The organism is Singulisphaera photorubra (assembly GCF_045290345.1).
Lineage (GTDB): Bacteria > Planctomycetota > Planctomycetia > Isosphaerales > Isosphaeraceae > Singulisphaera.
Window position 1 is genome coordinate 1,489,676 of the sequence record NZ_CP155447.1, and the last position, 20,372, is coordinate 1,510,047.

Annotated in this window: 9 protein-coding genes; 7 read left to right on the forward strand and 2 right to left on the reverse strand. The window is 64.1% G+C overall.

The features are described from left to right. Positions 1 to 343: 343 nt before the first annotated feature. Both V5E97_RS05660 and V5E97_RS05665 read right to left on the reverse strand, forming a co-directional pair. On the reverse strand, positions 344 to 3,388 hold the full coding sequence (locus V5E97_RS05660; protein WP_406698316.1) for a bifunctional serine/threonine-protein kinase/formylglycine-generating enzyme family protein: 3,045 nt from the start codon (positions 3,386 to 3,388) through the stop codon (positions 344 to 346). A 27-nt stretch (positions 3,389 to 3,415) separates the two neighbouring features. Continuing rightward, positions 3,416 to 4,018, reverse strand: coding sequence for an RNA polymerase sigma factor (locus V5E97_RS05665; RefSeq protein ID WP_406698317.1), 603 nt, complete (start codon positions 4,016 to 4,018; stop codon positions 3,416 to 3,418). Positions 4,019 to 4,990: 972 nt separating this feature from the next. Between V5E97_RS05665 and V5E97_RS05670 the strand changes: the two genes are divergently transcribed. The 7 genes from V5E97_RS05670 (at position 4,991) to V5E97_RS05700 (ending at position 20,337) form a co-directional block, all read left to right on the forward strand. Next, positions 4,991 to 14,656 (forward strand): MBG domain-containing protein, encoded by a 9,666-nt coding sequence (locus V5E97_RS05670; protein ID WP_406698318.1) that lies wholly within the window; start codon positions 4,991 to 4,993, stop codon positions 14,654 to 14,656. Further along, positions 14,643 to 14,975, forward strand: a complete 333-nt coding sequence (locus V5E97_RS05675; RefSeq protein ID WP_406698319.1) for a hypothetical protein — start codon at positions 14,643 to 14,645, stop codon at positions 14,973 to 14,975. The genes V5E97_RS05670 and V5E97_RS05675 overlap by 14 nt, the downstream gene beginning before the upstream one ends. A 354-nt stretch (positions 14,976 to 15,329) precedes the next feature. Further along, a complete protein-coding gene (locus tag V5E97_RS05680; protein ID WP_406698320.1) occupies positions 15,330 to 15,878 on the forward strand; it encodes a peroxiredoxin family protein in 549 nt (182 codons plus the stop codon). A 105-nt stretch (positions 15,879 to 15,983) separates the two neighbouring features. After that, the gene (locus tag V5E97_RS05685) at positions 15,984 to 17,612 is read left to right on the forward strand and encodes a hypothetical protein (RefSeq protein ID WP_406698322.1); all 1,629 of its coding nucleotides are present in this window, start codon (positions 15,984 to 15,986) and stop codon (positions 17,610 to 17,612) included. Positions 17,613 to 17,669: 57 nt separating this feature from the next. Further along, positions 17,670 to 18,905 (forward strand): ABC transporter permease, encoded by a 1,236-nt coding sequence (locus V5E97_RS05690; protein WP_406698323.1) that lies wholly within the window; start codon positions 17,670 to 17,672, stop codon positions 18,903 to 18,905. After that, a complete protein-coding gene (locus tag V5E97_RS05695; RefSeq protein ID WP_406698324.1) occupies positions 18,905 to 19,375 on the forward strand; it encodes an ABC transporter ATP-binding protein in 471 nt (156 codons plus the stop codon). Before V5E97_RS05690 ends, V5E97_RS05695 begins: the two co-directional genes overlap by 1 nt. Next, positions 19,297 to 20,337: an ATP-binding cassette domain-containing protein gene (locus V5E97_RS05700; protein WP_406701133.1), complete on the forward strand. Its 1,041-nt coding sequence runs from the start codon at positions 19,297 to 19,299 to the stop codon at positions 20,335 to 20,337. The genes V5E97_RS05695 and V5E97_RS05700 overlap by 79 nt, the downstream gene beginning before the upstream one ends. Positions 20,338 to 20,372 lie beyond the last annotated feature (35 nt).

Here is a 20,372-nt window from a genome sequence, read left to right on the forward strand (position 1 = left end):
CGCTGTTCATGGGGTTCCACTCTGATCTGAGAAGAACCCGCCTACACCACTTCTTAGCACAGGATTCTCTACGAGGCGGGGAACTCGGGTGTTCAATCCAATTTCTGTTGGTGATTTACTGGAGTTCACCTCTCATAAATTATGTCCAGATGAGTAAGGTCCAGAAAGTTCGTAGGGGACTTCCTGCCGTTGCCGCCGTCGTCGTCGCCCAGTCAGGCTTGTCCGCTTCTGTGAATTCGGGTGAGTCTGTCGCAAGGAAACCGGGCCGTCTGTCTGCCCGGAGGCCGATGGGTTTGGAATGAGGGGGTGAGCACAGAAGCCTGGGTTGTTGGCTCACGAACGGTCAGGGCGTGGTGGCTCGGGCGTTAGGCGTGAGCGTTCGCGCGGGGCGAAACCCGACGGAAGTTCCTCGGTCCATGAGCGGGTATGCGTTGGTATCAATGAGGTTGATGGCAATGGATGGGACGAGGAAGGAGCCCCCGCAGACGACGCGCTGGGGCTGTCCGCCGGGGTTGTCGCAGTGCTCCCAGGCATTGCCGTAGAGGTCGAACAGGCCCAGGTCGTTGGGCTTGAGCTCGCCGACCGGCCAGGCATGGCCCTCGGCGTTGCCGAACCACCAGCCGTAGCGGGCGAGCAACACCTGGTCGTGGCCGAAGGCGGACGGCGTGGAGGCCCCGGCGCTGCAGGCCAGGGTCCATTCCGCGACCGTGGGCAGGCGATATCCGGCCCGCTTCAGGAGGTCGGGTGCAGGGCGCAGGGGGGGGAGGCCTTCTCCGGCCCCTGAGTTCGTCACATAGCACCACTGGTCTTCGGGGATCCCCTCCCGGTGGCTCAGCCAGTTGCAGTAGGCGGCCGCCTCGTGCCAGAGAATCCCCAGGGCAGGGCCGTCCTCACGCCCGGCAGGGCCGAGTTTCGCGAAGGGGTTCTCCCAGAGGATGGCGTCGGCGGCGAGGGACCTTGGCGTCGGCTGTCGAGAATTGCGAATCCACTTGGAAAAGCGGTGGAATTGGTAGGGAGTGATCTCCTTGGTCGCCAGGGCGAAGCGGTGTTCGCCGGCCTGCCGACCCGTTGCCCCGGTCGGTACCGACCCGGCGGGGGCGGTCACGATCGAGAACACCTGACCCTGGGAGTTGACGAGCCACTGCCGGTCTCCGGGGGGGAGCAGTTCCATCTCGAGGTCGATCCGGCGCACGCGCTTCGTCTGTCCCCAGCGGTCGAGGAGCCAGTGCAGAGCGCTGTGGAGCCCGGCGTCGGGCTCGTTCCGGTACTCGGCGAGGAGCGTGTCGATCAGGGCCTCGCGGTTGGGGATGATCGTCCAGGCCGGGTCGTACTCGCCCAGCGCGAGCAGAAGGGCCCGGCGAATGGAGACGTCACGCTCGACGCGGAACCGCGCGACGAGCCGGACGGGATCGACCCCCGCCGCGCTCAAGGCTTCGATGAGAGCGCTCCGAACGGTAGGGTCGGGCGTGTGCCGGAGGAGTGGCCAGACGCGATCCTCCCGGCCCATGAGGAGCAAGGACGCCGCCACGACGGCCCGCGTTCTGGCGGCGTCGAGGCGATCGTCCTCGGACCGGATCGCGGCTTGGCTTGGCTCGATCAGCCGCCCCTCAAGGGAGTCGAACCCGCCGGGGACGTCGCGGGCGAGCGTGGCGTAGAGAGCGGCGAGCACGCGCCGTTCGGCGGCGCCGTGGCGGTCATCCGCCAGCAGGTCCGTCAGGGTGGGGAGGAGGTGGCTGCCGACGGGCCGGAGCAGGTCCGCCCACTGGCCGACGGTGAGCGGATCTTCCATCGCCAGCACGCGGGCGAGGTCGGGCCCAACCGTGACCCAACGCGGGTCGTCGGCTTCTCCATGAAGGGCGAGCGCACACGCCGCCCGAAGTCGCGGCCCGTTGTCCTCGCGATTGTTCCCCAGCACGCTCCACAGGCGGGCCAGGGGGAGCTGACCCTCTTTCGTGAGCGTGGCGCGGATGATCGATAACTCGTCGGGCGTAGCCACCAGGAGGCGGTCGGCCAGGTAGCTCGCCTGGCTGGGATCGGTGGGTAGGAGGGCCAAGGCGGCATGGAGCCGCTCGCGCGAACCGAGGGGAGCCTTGGCCATGATGGTCTGCAGCAGCGGGATGGCCGGCTCGCTGTACGGTGCCAGGGCAAGGAGGTGGTCGGAAACCCGGGCCGTCTCGATCGTCCCCAGGGTGTGGACCAGGGTCCGGACGCGGCTGGCGGTCTCGCGGCGTCGGGCCTGGCCTTCCGCGCGAACTCCGGCGATGGCGAGCACGAGGAGGACGGTCAACCCGGCGGCGACCACGGCCATGAGAGTCGGGTGGCGACGGACCCAGCGGACGATTCGTTCGCCGAGACCGATCCGACGGGCCCGGATGGGGAAGCCGTCGAGGGAGCGTTGGAGGTCTTCGGCGAGGTCCTCCGCCGACCTGTAGCGGCGGATCGGCTCCTTGCGCAGGCAGGTCAGGCAGATGGTCTCGAGGTCGCGGGAGATCTTGGGCTGAAGCCGCCGCGGCGAGACCGGCTCCTGCGTGCGGACCAACTCCAGCGTCTCTTGCTTGGTGGTCCCCTGGAAGGGGGGGCGTCCGGTCAGGGCCTCATAGAGGATCGCCCCCAGGGCGTAGACGTCGGTGGCCGGGCCAATCGACCTGGACTTGCCCTCGGCCTGCTCCGGGGCCATATAGCTTGGAGTGCCGAGGATGTCTCCGGTCCAGGTTGTACCGGCGTCGTCGTCGAGGATCTTGGCCAGGCCGAAGTCGGCGACCTTGGGGACGCCGTCGGCGGTCAGCAGGATGTTGGAGGGTTTCAGGTCGCGGTGGACGATACCGCGCCCGTGGGCGTGGTGCATGGCGCGGGCCAGGGCCTCGACCAGCTTCGCCGCCTCGGTCGGCGGCTGGGGGGCTCCGGCGTACCGTTCGGCCAGGGTTCCGCCCGGCATGTATTCCAGCACGAGGACGGGGCGGCCTTCGTGCTCACCCAGCTTGTGAATGGTGACAATGTGGGGATGTTCCAGGCGGGCGACGACCTCGGCCTCTGCGTGGAAACGGGCGACTTGCTCGGGGCGGCTGTAGGGCCCGGCGAGGATCATTTTGACTGCCACGATCCGCTTGAGTTCGGTCTGGCGGGCCTTGAAGACGACAGCCATGCCGCCGCGTCCGAGTTCTTCCAGGAGGTCCAGGTCGGCGATCGTCTTCGAGCCCTGCGCTGGGGAAGAGGACTCATCGGAGACGCGCAGGACCTTGTAGATTCGCTCCAGCTCCTGGATCCGGTTTCGGAGACGTTCCTGTCGCTCGAGGTTATCGGGGCAGAGTTCGGCCGCCGAGAGAGTCTCGCCCTGCCTTCGGGCCTCGTCCCAGGCGACCAGCCAATCGGTGGTGCGTGCGTCGTCCACTGGTCAGGGCCCCCGTGGTGAGTCCGCTTATAAGCTGTGCGTTCCGCCGAGCCGCCCGGCCAGCCGGCCTGCGGCGGCAACCCAGAGATAGCTGACCTGCCGCGGTGTCTTGCCCAGGAGAGGAGCGATCTCGGCCTGGGTCAGGTCCTGGTAGTAGTGCATTTTGAAGACGGCCCGCTCTTCGGGCGGCAGCTCGTCGACGAACCGGTGGACCTCGGAAAGTGCGAGCTGCCGGGCCGGATCTTCGCTGCTCCGGGCCAGAGGCGAGATGTCGGTCGCGAGGGTGTCGACGGTGCCGCTGGCCCGTTCGCGGCGGTCGCGGACCTGCTGTCGGTCGAGCATGTCGAGCAGGACCTGGTTGATCTTATGCGCGGTGAGCCGGAAGAAATCCGCGGCAGTCGGCGGTGGGGCAGCCTTCAGAGCCTTGATCAGCCTGGGCCAGGCCTCATGCAGCACGCTATCGGCGTCGTGGCGATCGCGGAGCGGGGGAAAGTCCCGATGGAGCCGCACGCCGGCCAGGCGGCGGAGCCGCTCGTGAACGAGGGCGAGGAGCGCGTGGCGGGCCTGATCCTCTCCCCGCCGTAAGCGTTCGATCAAACGCTCCAGCCGATGCTCGCTCAGGTCGGTCATGACTCAGGCCCGCAGCCGCGGCTCCGAGGAACGATTTAAAGGGAACGGGATCACGCGGGGATTGGCGTCCGCCAGGTCTGGGGCCGGCGTCTTCATTATTTTTGATTTTCTTCGTCTGAAGTCGCGTCTCGCCAAGCTGTACCTAGAGGGAAGGATTGATCGCGGCCATAGGATCGATCCCGCACCATGTCAAACAATACCAGGACCGCCGTCAAGCTTTGCGGTTTCATGACGTGAATTTCGGTGACAGGACGCCACGTTTCTGCCACGGCGTGCTTCACCCTGAAGTGCTCCGCTCCGTGTGGTTGTGCCGCGGGACTCGCCGATCCCGTACGTGAATTCACGCAGTGATTGGGCTGCAAACGGCGACTCGCTCCATGAAAGAGGGTAGGCGTCTTTGTTCGCAGTTATTTGGAGTGAAAGCATGAGGATATAGTTTCTGAGCTCCGTGGTTGCCCGGACTAGCTTCTCATGGGCTCTTCGGAGAGTCGTTCGGCTCGAACGACGCGGCAGTTCCCCCCCCCCCCTTTGGTTGTGGCTTCCCGTGTTGACCATCAGGACTAACTTCATGCCTTCTCTCTCGCTCTCACTCTCCCCCACCCCAATGCCGATGGTCGGCATTCCGTCAGACTCCCCCTCAAAAACGACACAGCTCTGCTTGATGGGCAGGCCCTGATCATGCCGTGCGATCCCAAGATGCCGGGTCGCTCGCGGGGAACCGCCGCTGTCAGTTGCTCTGCTTAGCGACGAGCGAGTGTGATTGACAGAGCCTTGAATGAGCGAGTCCCGATGGATGCAGTGCAGCACCAGTCCGGCCTCACTCAGTAAAAAATCATAAACTTGGTTTGACGATATTAGAATAGATAAGTGTGGGTTGCGCTATGCGCCCGCATAAAAACTCTGCGGAGCGGGACGATGAGCAAGCGCCAGACACCGTTGCGACGAAACCTGCCTCGGCGTCGATCTTCCAGGATGAGGACTTTCGAGTTCGAATGTCTCGAGCAGCGGCAGTTGCTCTCCACGGTGTCTTGGGATGGTGGCGGTGACGGGGTGCTCTGGTCTGACGCCGAGAATTGGAGCGAGGACCGTCTCCCTTCCGAGCAGGACGACGTTGTGATCGACCTGCCCGGCGAAACGACCATCATTTACCGGGGTGTTCAGCCCGACATCCGTAGCCTTACCAATGCGGAAACCGTCTGGATTCAGGGGTCGTCAACCGGGAGTCACTCCACCTTAAACATCCGCTCCGGGCTGACCAACTCTGGGGTGTTACGGCTCGAATCGCTCAACTCTGGCTTCCGTTCGAATGTGGCCGTCGGCGGGGTGTTGGCTAACTTCGGTATCATCAGCGTCAACGCCGGTAGTGGCGGCGAACGAGCCATCACCGGCAATCTTACAAATACAGGAACGATTGATGTCGCCTTGAATGCCACCCTGCTCGTCAATGGCAACGACCATGTCGTGCAACAGGGTGGCGGCTCCATCAACGCTGTGGGCCGGTTCATGGTGGAGGGGGGGACGTTCCACTACACGGGGGGCTCGCTATCCGGCAATGTTGGGGGCCACGACGCCAAGTTCGATGTGGCCGAGACGGTCACGAGTGCTTCGACCGTCTACGCCTGGGGTGGGGAGTCGATCCTTCTTGGTAATCTCGCGCCGAATGTGACGCTCTGGGTCCAGGGCCGCAGCACCGAGAGTCACGCGGTGCTCGCTCTGTCAACCGATGCCGTCAACGCCGGGACGATCCGCCTGGAATCACGCGACGGCGGCTTCTCCGCGAACCTGGCAACAGGGCCGAACACACTTAGGAATTCCGGCACGATCGTCTCCTATCGGGGGTCGAGCGGCCTCCGCACGATCACGGGGAACGTGGTCAACAGCGGGTTGATCGAAGTTCCGGCGAACTCGTACCTGACCGTCACCGGGGGCGTGTTCGAGGCAGCCGGGGGCCGCATCGCTGGCTCGGCTGTCCTGATCGACACCCAGATTCGGGTGACGGCCTCTCCGGCCCAGCCCACGACTCTGGTATTGGCCGGGCTTGGTAACGTCCTGGTCAGCGACGTTCTGCCCAACACCACACTCTGGGTGAACGGTCGCGACGGCCAAGGGGCGGCCCGATTGACGATCCCCGGGCCTGTGACGAATCGGGGAACGATCCTGCTGGAGTCAAGCGATCGCACGTTCGAGTCGTCGGTGGTGGTGCAGTCCGGTGCGTTGACGAATGCTGGGATCATAGATGTGAATGCAGGTAGTGGCGGTGTTTACACCGTTGGGGGCAATCTCACCAACACCGGCCTCATCAATGTCGAGCTGAACACCACATTAGCCATCAACGGCACCAACCCCCTGCTGACGCATGCCGGAGGATCGATCCAGGCAGATGGGCGACTCACGCTTCAAGGGGGAACATTTCGCTTTACGGGGGGAACCGTCGTCGGATCCGTGGGGGGAGACGACACCAGGTTCGACGTCGCCGAGACTGTCACGAGCGCCTCGACGGTGTACGCCTGGGGCGCCGGCTCAACCCTGATAGGTAACCGCAGCCGCCATGTCACGCTCTGGGTTCAGGGCCGCGACTCGGATGGCCATTCTCTATTGACCGCGGGTGCGGGGGCCGTCAATGCCGGGACGATCCGCCTGGAGTCGCGCGACCGCGCCTTATCTTCTGAATTGGCGACCGGACTGAACTCGATCTTCAACACCGGCCGGATCGTCTCCAATCTTGGCACTGGTGGCTTCCGCACGATCACGGGGAACGTGGTCAACAGCGGGTTGATCGAGGTTCCGGCGAACTCGTACCTGACCGTCACTGGGGGCGTGTTCGAGGCTGCTGGGGGCCGCATCGACGGCTCGGCCGTTCTGATCGACACCCAGATTCGGGTGACGGCCTCTCCGGCTCAGCCCACGACCCTGGTTTTGGCCGGACTTGGTAACGTCCTGGTCAGCGACGTTCTGCCCAACACCACGCTTTGGGTGAACGGTCGCGACGGTCAAGGTGCGGCCCGATTGACGATCCCCGGGCCTGTGACGAATCGGGGAACGATCCTGCTGGAGTCAAGCGATCGCACGTTCGAGTCGTCGGTGGTGGTGCAGTCCGGTGCGTTGACGAATGCTGGAATCCTAGACGTGAATGTAGGTAGTGGCGGTGTTTACACTGTTACGGGCAACCTCACCAACACCGGCCTCATCGATGTCGAGGTCGGGAGCACCCTGACCATCAATGGGAGCGAGCCCGTCTTCCACCAGTCGGGTGGTTCGATCGAGGCGGCCGGTCGACTCGTGCTTGTGGGCGGTATCTTTCAGGTCACAGGCGGGGCGGTGAGGGGCACGGTTGGGGGGCGCGGTTCTCGCTTCGACATCAGCGAGACTGCCACTCTGGCCTCGACGGTGTACGCATGGGGAAACTTGTCAGTCCTCCTTGGAAATCGAGGGCCCAACGTCACGCTCTGGGTTCAAGGCAAGGAGGGAGAAAGCAATGCTCTGCTCACCACCGCCTCCGGGGCAGTCAATGCCGGCCGGCTGCATCTTGAATCGCGCGATCGCAACTTTTCGTCGAACCTGACGACCGCCACCGGCGGGTTGACGAACACGGGTGTCATCGAGGCCGGGGTAGGTAGCGGAGGGACGCGAACGATCCTGGGAGAGGTGAGTAATGAGGGGATCATTCGCGCGGGAGAAGCTTCGACCCTCGTTTTCATGAGTTCCCTGACCGTCAAGGGGAGCGGGATTCTCTCAACCTTAGGTTCCGGCCGGATCCAACTCCAGGGAAGCCTTCTGGGTGACACGCGGGAGGCCGATCGATTCGCCCTCGGCGCATCCCTGGTGGTCTCCGGCAGCGGAACCAAGTTCTTCGAGGTCATGGGCCGCAACTTGGGGAATACCGCACAGGCCTTCGGCGGAAACTTTGCGATCGGTTCCCTGGCCCTTGCTGGCGGAGCTACGGTCCGGCTTGTCGATCAGCAGCGGAACAGTGGTGCGGAAGGCGCCGAGGCGGCTTACGTCGATTCGCTGGACGTTGCGCCTGGGACGACCCTTGACCTTAACGGATTGACCCTCTACACACGCGCCGCGTCGATCCGCGGAACTGTCCTTGGCGGGGCGGTTATCGAGGGGGTGGACGGTGGCCAGTTCAGCCTGGGCCAGTCGCTCCCCGGCCGGATTACGGCTCCGGGCGAAGTCGACGAGTGGAGCTTCTACGGCCGGGCTGGGCAGCATGTCACGGTTCAACTCACCACGGGGTCGGGTAGCCCCGGGCCTCTCCCGCCGCAATTGAACTGGGCCGAGGTCTTTCTGATCGGTCCGACAGGAACCCAGCTTGCCGGTGGCGTGAGCTTGGCCGAGGGCGCACCCGTTGTGATCGAGAACGTGTTGCTCCCGGGTGACGGCAACTACCGGATCCGTATTCAGGCGCCCCCCTCGCTTTCCAACAGCACGGGCCGATACATCCTCGGTGCCTATGAGACCTCCGCCGGCAAGCAGCCCATCCTCCTCAATCAGCAGTACTCGGGCATACTTCCGAGCAGCTTCCGCATCGACCAGTGGACGTTTTCGGCCACAGCCGGTCAGCAGGCTCAACTGGACGTCATCAACACGTCGAACGCGACGATCAAGTTCTCGCTCCGCGACCCGAACGGATCGGTGCTGTTCGCGGGCCTGACCGCGAGTTCCGGCCTGACCACTCTTCCGGTCTCGGGCATTTACACCCTCTCGGTCGATGCCCTCCAAGGCCAGCCCGGAAGCTATGCCTTCCGCTTGAAAGAAACGAGCCTGGTCGATCTCGAGCTGGACGAGCCGTTCGCCGGGCGCTTCTCCGGAAATGCGCACGCCCAGCTTTTCCGCGTGGATATCGATGAGCTGACCCGGTTGCGGATCGCGCTCGACGACGAGTCGGCTGCGAATCAGAACGAGATCTACGTCAAGTTGGGCTCGCCCCCCACACGGTCCGATTTCCAGTTCCGGTTCGATCGCCCTGCCTCCCCGGATCAGGAAGTTCTGGTGCCGGCCGCGGTCCCTGGCTCGTGGTATGTGCTCGTCTATGCCAAGCACGTCCCTACGCCGAGTCACTTCACGCTGCTGGCCACGGCCTCGCGCGTGCTACTGGACCGGGTCACGCCCAACCGGCTGGGCAATGAGGCGGACATGACTCTTACCCTCGCCGGCGCAGGCTTCGACGGCTCGGCGATCGTCGAACTTGTGGGCTCGAGCCATCAAGCCGTCTACCGAGCGCGATCGGTCAGCTTTGATCAGACGACGCAACTCACCGCGACGTTTGCCGCGAACACCGTCCCACCGGGCACCTACGACGTCCGGGTCACCCAGGCCGGCGGTCTTCAGACGACCCTGCCCGGGGCATTCACGGCGATCCCCGGGGCTCGCACCGAGCTTTGGACCAACCTGATCACGCCTCGCACCTTCGGGTTCCGCCAGCCGGGCGAGATCGTGATCGAGTACGCGAACCGGGGTGACGTGGCCATGCCCGCGCCCCTGCTGATGCTCACGGCGACCCAAAATGGCAAACCGGGCGCACTGTTGACGCTCGATAATTCGCGTTTGATCGAGGGCTTATGGACCTCCGCGATCCCCGACGGCTTCACCAACTCAGTACAGTTCCTCGGCAGCGGTGAGACACCAGGCGTGCTCCAGCCCGGCGAGAGCGTCCGAGTGATCGTCCACTATGCCGGTTGGCAGAAGCCTTGGACGGCAAGCGCCCCGTTCTTGTTCACACTCAGCACCCTCACCTCCGACGATCTCACGCCCATCGATTGGGCCGCTATGGAGTCCTCGTTACGCCCCGATGTCTATTCACCCGCGGCCTGGGCGCCGATCTTCGCCAACCTGACATCGAGCGTTGGCGCGACCTGGGGCGACTACGTACGGATGCTTAACGAGAACTCCGCCTATCTCGCCCGGCTCGGACAGGATGTTCGGGACATCGGTGAGTTGCTCGGTTTCGAGCTCATCCAGGCCAACGGCCTGACTTCGATGAGCGTGCTGGCGCAGGCTCGGGATGCCTCCGTGGAGGCGCCGGGGCTCGACCTCACGTTCAACCGGGCCTTCGGTCCGACGCTGGCGGACCGCAACCGGATCGGGGCCCTCGGCCGAGGCTGGACCTGGACCGATGGCTGGGATCAGGCCTATGCCGTTCTCGCCGATGGGACCGTCGTGATCCGTCAAGCCGACGGCCGGTCTCGACGCTTCCAGCCCGACAGTCGCCGGGCCGGCCAGTTCTTCGCTGAGTCGGGGGACTCCGGCCTGATCACCGAGCTCTCCTCGAACGGTCTCGTCCTCCGCGAGAAGTCCGGCCTCACGCTTCGATTCGGGGCAGACGGGAGCGTCCGTTCGATGTCCGACCCCAACGGCAACACGATCACGGCCACGCTCGTCGGCGGCCGACCCACCCGCCTCGTCCACTCCGGAGGAGCGAGCCTCGACATTGCTTATAACGCCACTGGTCGGATCATCTCCGTGACCGACTCACGTGGCCGGGCCACGCGCTTCACTTACGACCCGACGAACCAGTACCTCCTCTCGGCCGAAGACTTTGGCGGCCGCATCACAAGATACACTTACGATCAGGTCGGTGGCCCCGCGCAACGCCATGCCTTGCTCTCCATCGAGACGCCCTCCGGTGTCCGTCAGTACTACAAGTATGACGAACGAGGGCGGATCGAATCGGCCTCCGGGACCGACGGATCGGCACTCACGACCTACGCCTACGACGCGGTCGGGACCATCTTCCTCACCACGCCCCCGAGTGCCTCCGCGCCAGGCGGAACGGGAAGTCTCTGGTTCGATCATCACGGCCGGGTGGCACGCCTCAGCGACCCTCTCGGCAGGTCCTCGTTCGCGTCCTACGATCGAGCCGGCAATCTTGTGCAGGTCTCCGATTCCGAAGGGCGGACCGTTCGGGCCGGCTTCGACGCTCGGGGCAATCTCACCAGCGTGGTCGATACCCTGGGCAATGAAACCCGGTTTGACTATACCGGGAGCTTCAATCGGCTAGGCTCGTTCACCGACGCCAACGGCAACCTCACGCGCTATGCGTACGACGCTCGGGGCAACCTGGTCTCCTCGACGAACGCCGACGGCTCGGTCGAGCGTTGGACCTATGACGAGACGGGGAACGTCGACACCTGGACGAACCGACGAGGCGCTCAGATCGGTTATGAGCAAGATGCCTCGGGACGCGTCACGGCCAAGACCTACGCCGACCAGTCACGGGTCACCTACACCTACGACGCGCTCGGCAACCTCGCGAGCACCACTGATCCAACGGGCACGACGACCTATACGCACGACCTGGCGACCGGCTTCCTCACGAAAATCACCTACTCCGATGGGCGTTCCCTGTCCTTCACCTACTGCACTTGCGGGCGAAGGACATCCAGCACCGACGAGACCGGATACCGGATCGACTATGAGTACGATGCCCTCGGCCGGCTCCAATCGCTCACCGACTCGAACGGCACGATGCTGGTGCGCTACCACTTCGACTCCGCCGGGAACCTCGCGAAAAAGACACTCGCCAACGGCGTGGAGACGACTTACACCTACGATGCCGCGGGCCAGATCCTCAGCCTTGTGAATCTCGCTCCGGGGGGCACGGTCCTGTCCCGGTTCGATTACACCTACGACCGCCGCGGCCTGCGGACGTCGATGACCACCCTCGACGGCCGCTGGGTCTACACCTACGACGACGCCGGCCAACTTGCCGGTTACACTTCCCCCGATGGCCGTCAGGTTGCTTACATCTACGACGCACTCGGCAACCGCTTGGAGGAGACGGTCATCGAGGGGAGCGACGCCTTCGTCATCGCCTCCGTGACCAATGACCTCAATCAATATGTCAACGCGAGCGGTGACGTTTACTCATTTGATCTCGACGGCAACCTGATTCGCCAGGTTGTCGATGGCGTCGTAACCAATTACACCTTCGACGCCGAGAACCGCTTAGTCCGCGTGACTCGCGGCAGCGATGAGCAGACCTACACCTACGACGCCCTCGGCAACCGTGTCGCATCCACCTTCAACGGGGACATGACCCGCTTCGTCATCGACCCGATCGGACTCGGGAACGTCGTCGGCGAATATGACGCCTCGGGTCAGCTCGTCGCCCGCAACGTCCATGGCTACGGCCTGATCAGCCGCGATACACCGTCCGCCGCTCCCTATTACTTCACCTTCGACGCGCAAGGGAACACGAGCGAATTGATCGGAGCAGGGGGGGGCGTGCTCAATCGTTATGTGTTCGAGCCGTTCGGCGGCTCTTATCAAAGCACGGAGATGGTGGCGAACCCCTTCCAGTTCGTCGGAGAATTCGGAGTCATGCGGGAGAGCCAAGGCCTCGACTTCATGCGAGCCAGGTTTTATGACTCCAGCATCGCGAAGTTCCTCTCGCCCGACCCGATCGGCCTGAGGAGTGGTGACGTAAATTTCTATCGTTATACCGAGAACTCCCCGACCAACGCGATCGATCCGTCGGGCCTTGATCGTACCATTAATGATTTGATTGGTGGCGACGATGAGGATGGCGGCGATGAAGGATGGGCTGGGACGGGCATGCCCTTTAGCAATCCATACGGTCCAGGTGATTTTGAAGGCATTCATCCGGATTTCGCGCTACCGGATGACACCTACCCAGATCTTAGCGGCGATGAAGGATTGCCTGAGACGGGCTTGCCCGATGGAAGTCCATTTCATCCAGATGATAATGGAGACGTTGCTCCGGGCGATGGCTGGGGGCTATTCCCGCCGACGAAAGACACTAACCAAAATCAGGTCAACTCTGGCGAACCCTCGGATCCAAATGAGAAACTTGGTCCCGCCGGCCATGGCCCCGAGGGATTCGTTGCGCCGGGCGACACCTTCCTTTACCGGGTCAACTTCGAGAACCTTGAAACCGCTACGGCCCCCGCGCAGCGGGTGGATATCACCGACCCGCTTAGTGCGGACCTTGATTGGAGCAGCTTCGAGCTGATCCAGGTCGGTTTTGGTGACACCCGAATTAACATCCCGGCAGGTCTGCAGGATTTCGAGACCATCATTGCGGCGACCTACAACGGCCGGACGTTCGACGTCGAGATCCGCATCGGCCTTGACCCTGCCACGGGCCTCATTACCGTCGCTTTCCAGTCGGTTGACCCAACGACCAGCCTGCCTCCCGATGTCTTGACCGGCTTCCTCCCACCTGAGGATGGCACTGGCCGGGGCCAGGGCTTCTTCACCTATACGATTCGACCGCGTGCCAACCTGCCGACCGGGACGGAGATCCGCAACATCGCCCAGATTACCTTTAACCGTGGCATGACCATCGCCACCGATCAGGTCGATCCGCTCGACGCCTCGAAGGGGATCGACCTGGCCAAGCAGTCACTCAACACCATTGACGCCGGCGCTCCGACTAGCCGGGTTGCTCCGCTAGCTCCGACGACCATCGGTTCGTCACCGAGCGTGACCGTCTCCTGGGCTGGCGAGGACGATCCCGGTGGATCAGGAGTCGCACGCTACGATTTGTTCGTCTCGGTCGATGGCGGTCCTTTCACATCCTGGCTGATCGGCACCACCCAGACCTCAGCCGTTTATGCCGGTGAATTTGGTCGCCGCTACGCCTTTCAGGCGATGGCCATCGATCACGTCGGCCATCGCCAGGCTGCGCCTGAGGCGGCTCAGGCAACGACGTTGGTCGCGGCGGCCACGACCACAACTGTGCAGGCGACGTCCGCCAGTATCGTCTATGGTCAGTCCCTTGCCTTCACGGCGATCGTCACTTCCCCGTCGGAGAGCGGGTCGCTTGGAGGTACCGTTCAGTTCGTTGTCAATGGCGCGAACTTTGGCCCTGCGGTTGCGCTGGTCAATGGCGTTGCTGTCTTCTCAAGTTTCAACACGCTGGGGGCGGGAACACATACTGTCTCCGCGATCTATTCCGGCTCGGCCGGAATCCCGGCGAGCGCGGCGGCGCCGATCGCTGTGACCGTGGCGAAGGCCCGCCTGACGGTCAAAGCGCGGGATGCGGCCAGGGTCTACGGTCAGGCCAACCCCGCATTTTCAGCGACCTATACAGGGTTCGTCCTCGGTGAGAGCCCGAGCGTGCTGGGCGGTTCCCTCGGTTTCGCGACATCTGCCACGCCGTTGAGCTACGTCGGGACTTATGCGATCACGCCGGGCGGCCTGAGATCCGCCAATTATATCATCACCTTCTTGGGTGGAAATCTGTCTGTCACGCCGGCATCGCTGGTGATCACGGCGGACGACCAATCCATGTCCGCCGGGCAGTCGCTTCCGCTGCTGACGGCGACCTATTCCGGGTTCGTCAATGGCGACTCGCCCGCGAGCCTGACGGCTCCTGTCTCGTTGTTCGCTGCCGCACCGTCCACTGGGGTGTCGGGGTCTTATGCGATTGTGGCGTCAGGGGCTTCGTCGCCGAACTACGCTATCACGTATCGGCCCGGGACATTGACCGTGCTCGCCTCGCCGGTCGCGGTTCGTGGAGTACAAATTCAGACCATCAAGGTTCGACGAAGGCAGTTGAAGGTTCTGGTCGTCTCGTTCGACGGCGGTCTCAACGCCGGGATGGCTCAATCGGTCGGCAATTATCGGCTCGCTACCGCTGGCAAGGATAAGAAATTTGGAACGAGATGACAAGGCGGTGGCCCTGAAATCAGCGGCCTACGATCCCGTGACGAAACGAGTGACCCTCGCCACACGAGCCCCGCTTTCCCTGCGCAATCCGATGCAGTTGCGGGTGAATGCTGGAGGAATGAGAGACACCCTGGGCCGTCCGATCGACGGTGACCGCGATGGTCAGCCCGGGGGTGATGCCGTGGCCCTTCTGAACAAGGGCCGGATCACGCTGGCCAGTGTCGGCCGATCCCCGAACCATCTCCTCTTGGCGCAAGCCGTCGACCACATTCTCGGGACGGGAGGGGATTCGCTGAAGTCTTCGCGGAGGAAAAAATAGGTTTGCGGGAAAGAAAGTTATTGATGCCCTCGGTCATGGCGACTATTGTCCCAACTTGTTGATTTCGATAATTTCGCCGATTTGTCGAAATCCTCACCCTTCCGCGACGCAAATTCGGACGACGTGTGAATCTTGCGGTCTCGGGAAGGTAACCTGTTTGCGCCGGACCGACTCGAAAGTCTAGGAATTCGGATGTCGGCACAGTTGAATTGGATTTAGGCGACGACCTGGTCGAGCCGAACACCTTGGCTCATCCTGATTCTCCTGGCGGCCGTGACTGCGGGATGGTCGCTTTGCGGTTCCGCTCCACCCGGCATCGCCCGGACGCAGGCCGTCGCTTCTTCAAGGATGGAGATGACGAACAGGCGCGTCGTCCATTACGTGACGCCCCGGCAACTGATCGCCTCGAACGCGATGCTTGATCGAAAGTTGTTGGGCCTCACGGCGATGGGCGACGATGGTAAGTGGCGCGACTGGTCGGAACTGAGCGCAGGGCAACCCGTCGTCTTCGTGTTCGCCAAGGAAGGTTGCCCCTGTAACGCAGACTTCGAGCCGTTCTTTCACCGCGTGGAGCGGCTTTATCATGGGGCCGTCCGATTCGCCGTGGTGATCGACGGCGATGTCGCGGCTGCGCGGGCCTACGCAGCCGAATTCAAGGTTCCCTATCCCGTGCTGGCGGATCCCGAGCACACCCTGATCCAGCGGTTTGGGGCCGAGCAGGGGGGCTACGTGGCGCTTCTGGCCGGGGACGGCACGATCGAAGGCTTTTGGCCCGGTTGCTCGGCCGACGGGCTCCGCGACCTCGGCCGGCGGATCGCTCGCCTCGCCGAGGTCGAGGAACGCCCGCTCGACGTTTCGGGCATGTCCCGTCCCCTGATCACGGGGTGCCCGTTCGCGTTGTGAACGCTCGAGGGGGGGAACCACTCAGGAATTCCAATCAACCCAACGTTTGAGCCTACTCCTTTCGCCGATCCAGAGAAGTCGCCACTTCATCAGGAGGCCGCCAAGGTGTCATCCTCATTTTATGAAAAGCTCTCACGTCGCCGGCTGTTCAAGTACGGGGTCGCCGGCCTGACGGGCCTGGGTGCCTATCGGGGTCTGAGGGCGCTTGGGACGGCCGATGAAGATCAGGAATCGCTGGTCGTTCAGCCCACGGACATGGGGGGAATCAAGGTGGAACTTCCGCCCTACATCCTGCTCTCGCCGACGAAGTTGGGGGGCGGCACGCACGCGGTCAACACCCAGTCGATGAAGCAACTGGCCTGGATCTCGTACTGGAACTACGGCGATACCTGCCCGATCTCGCACCACCTTTGCGCGTATCCGGCCGAGGACGGCAAGGATCCGTTCAACGGCTTCGAGTTCATCAACTCGGCTCAAGGGGGTGAAAATGTCCTGATGTACGGCATCCCCACCCGGATCAAGGAGATGGGCCTGCTCGACCCGATCTACGGCCAGGGCAATCAGCTCTACCGCGTCCGCTACGACGGCAAGACCGGTCAGATGGAGTTGATGGAGAACGTGGCCGAAACCACGGGCGTCGGACTGGGAGTCCATACCACGGTTTACCCCGACGCCAGCGGATTCAGTTGCGCTGACGGTCAGAAGGATGTGGCCGCCTTCTTTAGCAGGGCCAGGGGGCCCTCCGAGAAGACCAAGGTGCTCGCCGCCTTCAAGGCCGACTGGATCCCCAAGTCGCCCTACCTGGGAGAGAGCTGGATGAAGGGGGGGACGATCCGGCTGCAGCGGCTCACCCCATCGAAGGAAGAAGCGGGAGGGCTCCACGCCGCCGACGGTTATTACAACTACCGGGGGAGCAAGGGCAACAAGATCAATTATGAGATGGCTCCGATGGCCGAGCTCCTGGTGGAGCGCGGTCAGATCCCGGGTGATGCGCCCCAGAGCCTGACCGGCCTCGACTTCGCCCTCCACGACCCGCGCGACCGATTCTCGGTCCTGGGCCTTCGGATGTGCGGCGGCGGTATCATCCTGGATCGCCAGAACTGGGAACCGGTCTGCTTCATCAGCGCCGACGAGAACGGCAAGGACAACTACCCGCTCAAGAAGGTCAGCAGCACGCCGGATACCTGGGAGGTGACCCTCGACGGGGTCAGCAACCCGATCCACGAGTCGGGCTTCAACCCCACGATCGACCCGCCCGTCTTCTGCATGATGAACAACCTTCGGGCCAACAACGTCGCCATCATGGACGTGCGCAACGCCGACCCACGCCAATGGAAGCGGCAGACCTACCTCCGCGATAAGGAATGGGTCGGAGAGTATCCCTCACCGTTTCACATCGGCTATTCCGCCGATGGAACCAAGTGCTTCTTCACCGTGCTCCGGCCCAAGCCGATGCGGAGCGACATCTTTGTGGCCGACACGTCAACATGGAAGGTGATCAAGAAATTCCGGAACGTTGGGGTCGATCTGCAGACCCTGGCGGTCTCCCCCTGCGGTAAGTTTGTGTTCGCCATCTTCAGTGGATTTCAGCGCCTGGAGTCGGGCATCTTCGTGTTCCGGCAGGATACGCTCGAGCCGCTCGGCTACATGCCCAATTTCGGAGGCCACCACGACTGTGTTCTCGTGCCGAAGAACACGCAGGAGCTGAAGTTCAGCCGCGTCTGCCAGGTTTGAACGGCCGATGATTGCCGCTTGCCTCGGAGATCGAAGACGGTATTAAGAGGCAGGAAAATGAACATCAGACGTTCGTCTTGGCTCTTCCTTCGCCTGGCGATTCAGGGGCTGGGCCATCGTCCGCTCCGGGCGGCCCTGCTGGCGATGGCGGTCGCGGTCGGAGGGGCCTCGGTCTTCACGGCCACCGTCCTCCGTAGGGCGATCCAGGACAGTGCCGGAACGAGCCTGGATCGCCTGGGGGCCGACCTGATGGCCGTCTCCAGGGGGACGACGGTCAACCTCACGGCCGCGCTGCTGACTGTTGAGCCGACCGAGGCGACGATCGATCCCGAGACGATCGCGGCTCTCGCCAGGCTCCCCGGGGTTGAGGTGGCCGCCCCCCAACGCTATTTCGGACTCCCGAGCGCCAACGCGTCGCACGGCGGTGGTCAGGAGGACTTGATCGCGTTCGATCCGGATCGTGACTTCACCGTGCGCCCCTGGTTGGTCGAGTCACTGGGACGAGGCTTTCGTCGGGGCGACCTGATCGTCGGCGGTCGTCGGCCCGAGACGGTCGGCGGCACGGTGAGGCTCTTTCATCGTGATTTTACCGTCTACGGGCGACTCGCCCTCACCGGGGTCGGACCGTTCGAACGCGCGATCTTCGCCTCGTTCGAGACGGTCTCCGACGTCGCCGCGGCGGCTCGAGCGTCCTCGGGGCGCGAGTTCGCGACGGACCTCGACACGGATCGCGCCACGGCCCTGCTCGTGCGGCTTCGGGTCGGAGCGACCCCGGAACAGTTCCGCTTTGCCGCGGCGCGACGGCCCGACGTCCAGGTGGTTGCGGGCAACGGTCTGAGCACCTCCGTTCGCCAGGCCCTCCGCCTGGTGTTGGGGGGCTCGGTCGTCTTCTCCGGCCTGATCCTGCTGACCACGGCCTTGATGGTGGCCGCGCTTTACACCGGCCTCCTCAGCGAGCGGCGACGCGAGCTCGGACTGCTGCTGGCGGTCGGGATGCGCCCTCTTCAACTCGTCTGGCTGATCCTGGCCGAGGCGGCCCTGACGACCGGCCTGGGCGGGATCTGCGGAGTCGTGCTCGGGGCCGGTGGCCTGGTCCTTTTTGAGCGGACACTCGGTTATCAGTTCCAGCAGTATCAGGTTCCGTTCGTCTTGCCCGGCCCGACGTTCCTGATGGTTGCGGGGGTGGTCAGCAGCCTGCTCTGTGGCGCCGTGGGGCTCGCCGGCGCGGCGCTGCCGGCCTGGCGCGCCGGTCGCTCCGAGCCCTATGGACTGGTCCGCGGGGAGGGGGCCTGATGCTTGTCTCAGCGCGTGGCCTGGGCCGGACCTACCGCACGTCGCGCGGGCCGATCGTCGCGGTTGACGGCGTCGATCTGGAGATCGCCCCTGGGGAATTCCTGGCGATCTGCGGGCGCTCGGGCTCCGGGAAGTCGACGCTCCTGGGGATGATTGGGGGACTCTGTCGCCCCACCGCGGGCTCCGTCTCGATCGGCGACACGGACCTCCACACGCTCTCGCCCGGCGCCCTGGCCGACTTCCGGGCCCGTCGGATCGGCTTCCTCTTCCAGTTCGCCGGGCTCCTGCCGAACCTCCGCGCGATCGACAACGTGGCGCTTCCCGCCCTGCTCGGCGCGGCGGAACAGGCCGACGCCTACGAGCGGGCCGGGGTCTCCTCGGCCAGGTCGGCCTGGCCGAACGTTGGGATGCCTATCCTGGTGAGCTCTCCGGGGGCCAGCAACGCCGGATCGCCGTCGCTCGCTCCCTGATCAACCGGCCCACTTTGCTCCTGGCCGACGAGCCGACCAATGACCTCGACGAGCAGGCCGAGTGGGAAGTGCTCACCTTGTTGGAGAACCTCCACCGGTCGCACGCGACGACCCTGGTCATCGTCACCCACGACCAGACGCTGGCGGCCCGGGCCGACCGCGTGGTGACGCTCCGCTCGGGTCGCCTCGTCTCGGCCTTGCGGCCTGCCCACGCGTTCGCCGAGGTCGTGCCCCACTGCGCCGAGGCGTACGCTCCAGACCCCGCGCCTGCCGTTGCAGACGGCCCGTTCGAGGCCGGGCCGGAAGCCCTGACGGTGGTCGAGCCGACGCCACCGGGGGCCGGATTCGTTCGGTTCCTCCTCGGGTTCCTCGGCTGGGTCGCCGTCGTCGCCGGGGCGCTCTACGCCTTCGATACCCTCTCGGCCCGATTCCAAGGGCAGGCCCTTGAGCGGCGGGTCAGCGAGCGTAAGCAGGCAGAATCGCTGGCGATGCAGCAGCTCCGCGCGGATATCCATGACGTCGTCTACCAGCCCGATGGCCGCTACGAAGTGACCATCTATCTCGAGAACTTCGCCCCGGACAAGCCGTTCCACGTCCTCGGGCCCGAGCTTCACGCCTTCGTTCAGGTCGACCGAGGCTGGCAGCCCGTGCCGATCCGCCGGGCCGATCACAGCAAGGACCGCGTGCAGGACGTTCGGGGCGACCGCCGTCTTGTTCCGTTCACACTCCAGCTCGATACCGATCGCTACGACGAACTGATCCCGGGCTACTTTCACCTCCGATTCACGAACGTCATGGTCGTCAGCGAGTCCGCCGAGCCCACGGATGACCTCTTCGAACGGACCGACGACTACTACGTCTACCTGAAGCCCCAACGCCTCAGCGACGATGACATCCGTGCCCGGAACCAATGGACGCCAGGCGCCATCGTCCCGCGCTGGATCCCGATGCCGGCTCACTGAGCCTCCAAACCCCCCCCTCCGTTTCAGCGGCCTTG

Coding starts and splice junctions, on each gene's coding strand:
- V5E97_RS05680 (WP_406698320.1), top strand. CDS start 15,330: ATGACGAACAGGCGCGTCGTCCATTACGTGACGCCCCGGCAACTGATC.
- V5E97_RS05695 (WP_406698324.1), top strand. CDS start 18,905: ATGCTTGTCTCAGCGCGTGGCCTGGGCCGGACCTACCGCACGTCGCGC.
- V5E97_RS05665 (WP_406698317.1), bottom strand. CDS start 4,018: ATGACCGACCTGAGCGAGCATCGGCTGGAGCGTTTGATCGAACGCTTA.
- V5E97_RS05670 (WP_406698318.1), top strand. CDS start 4,991: ATGAGGACTTTCGAGTTCGAATGTCTCGAGCAGCGGCAGTTGCTCTCC.
- V5E97_RS05690 (WP_406698323.1), top strand. CDS start 17,670: ATGAACATCAGACGTTCGTCTTGGCTCTTCCTTCGCCTGGCGATTCAG.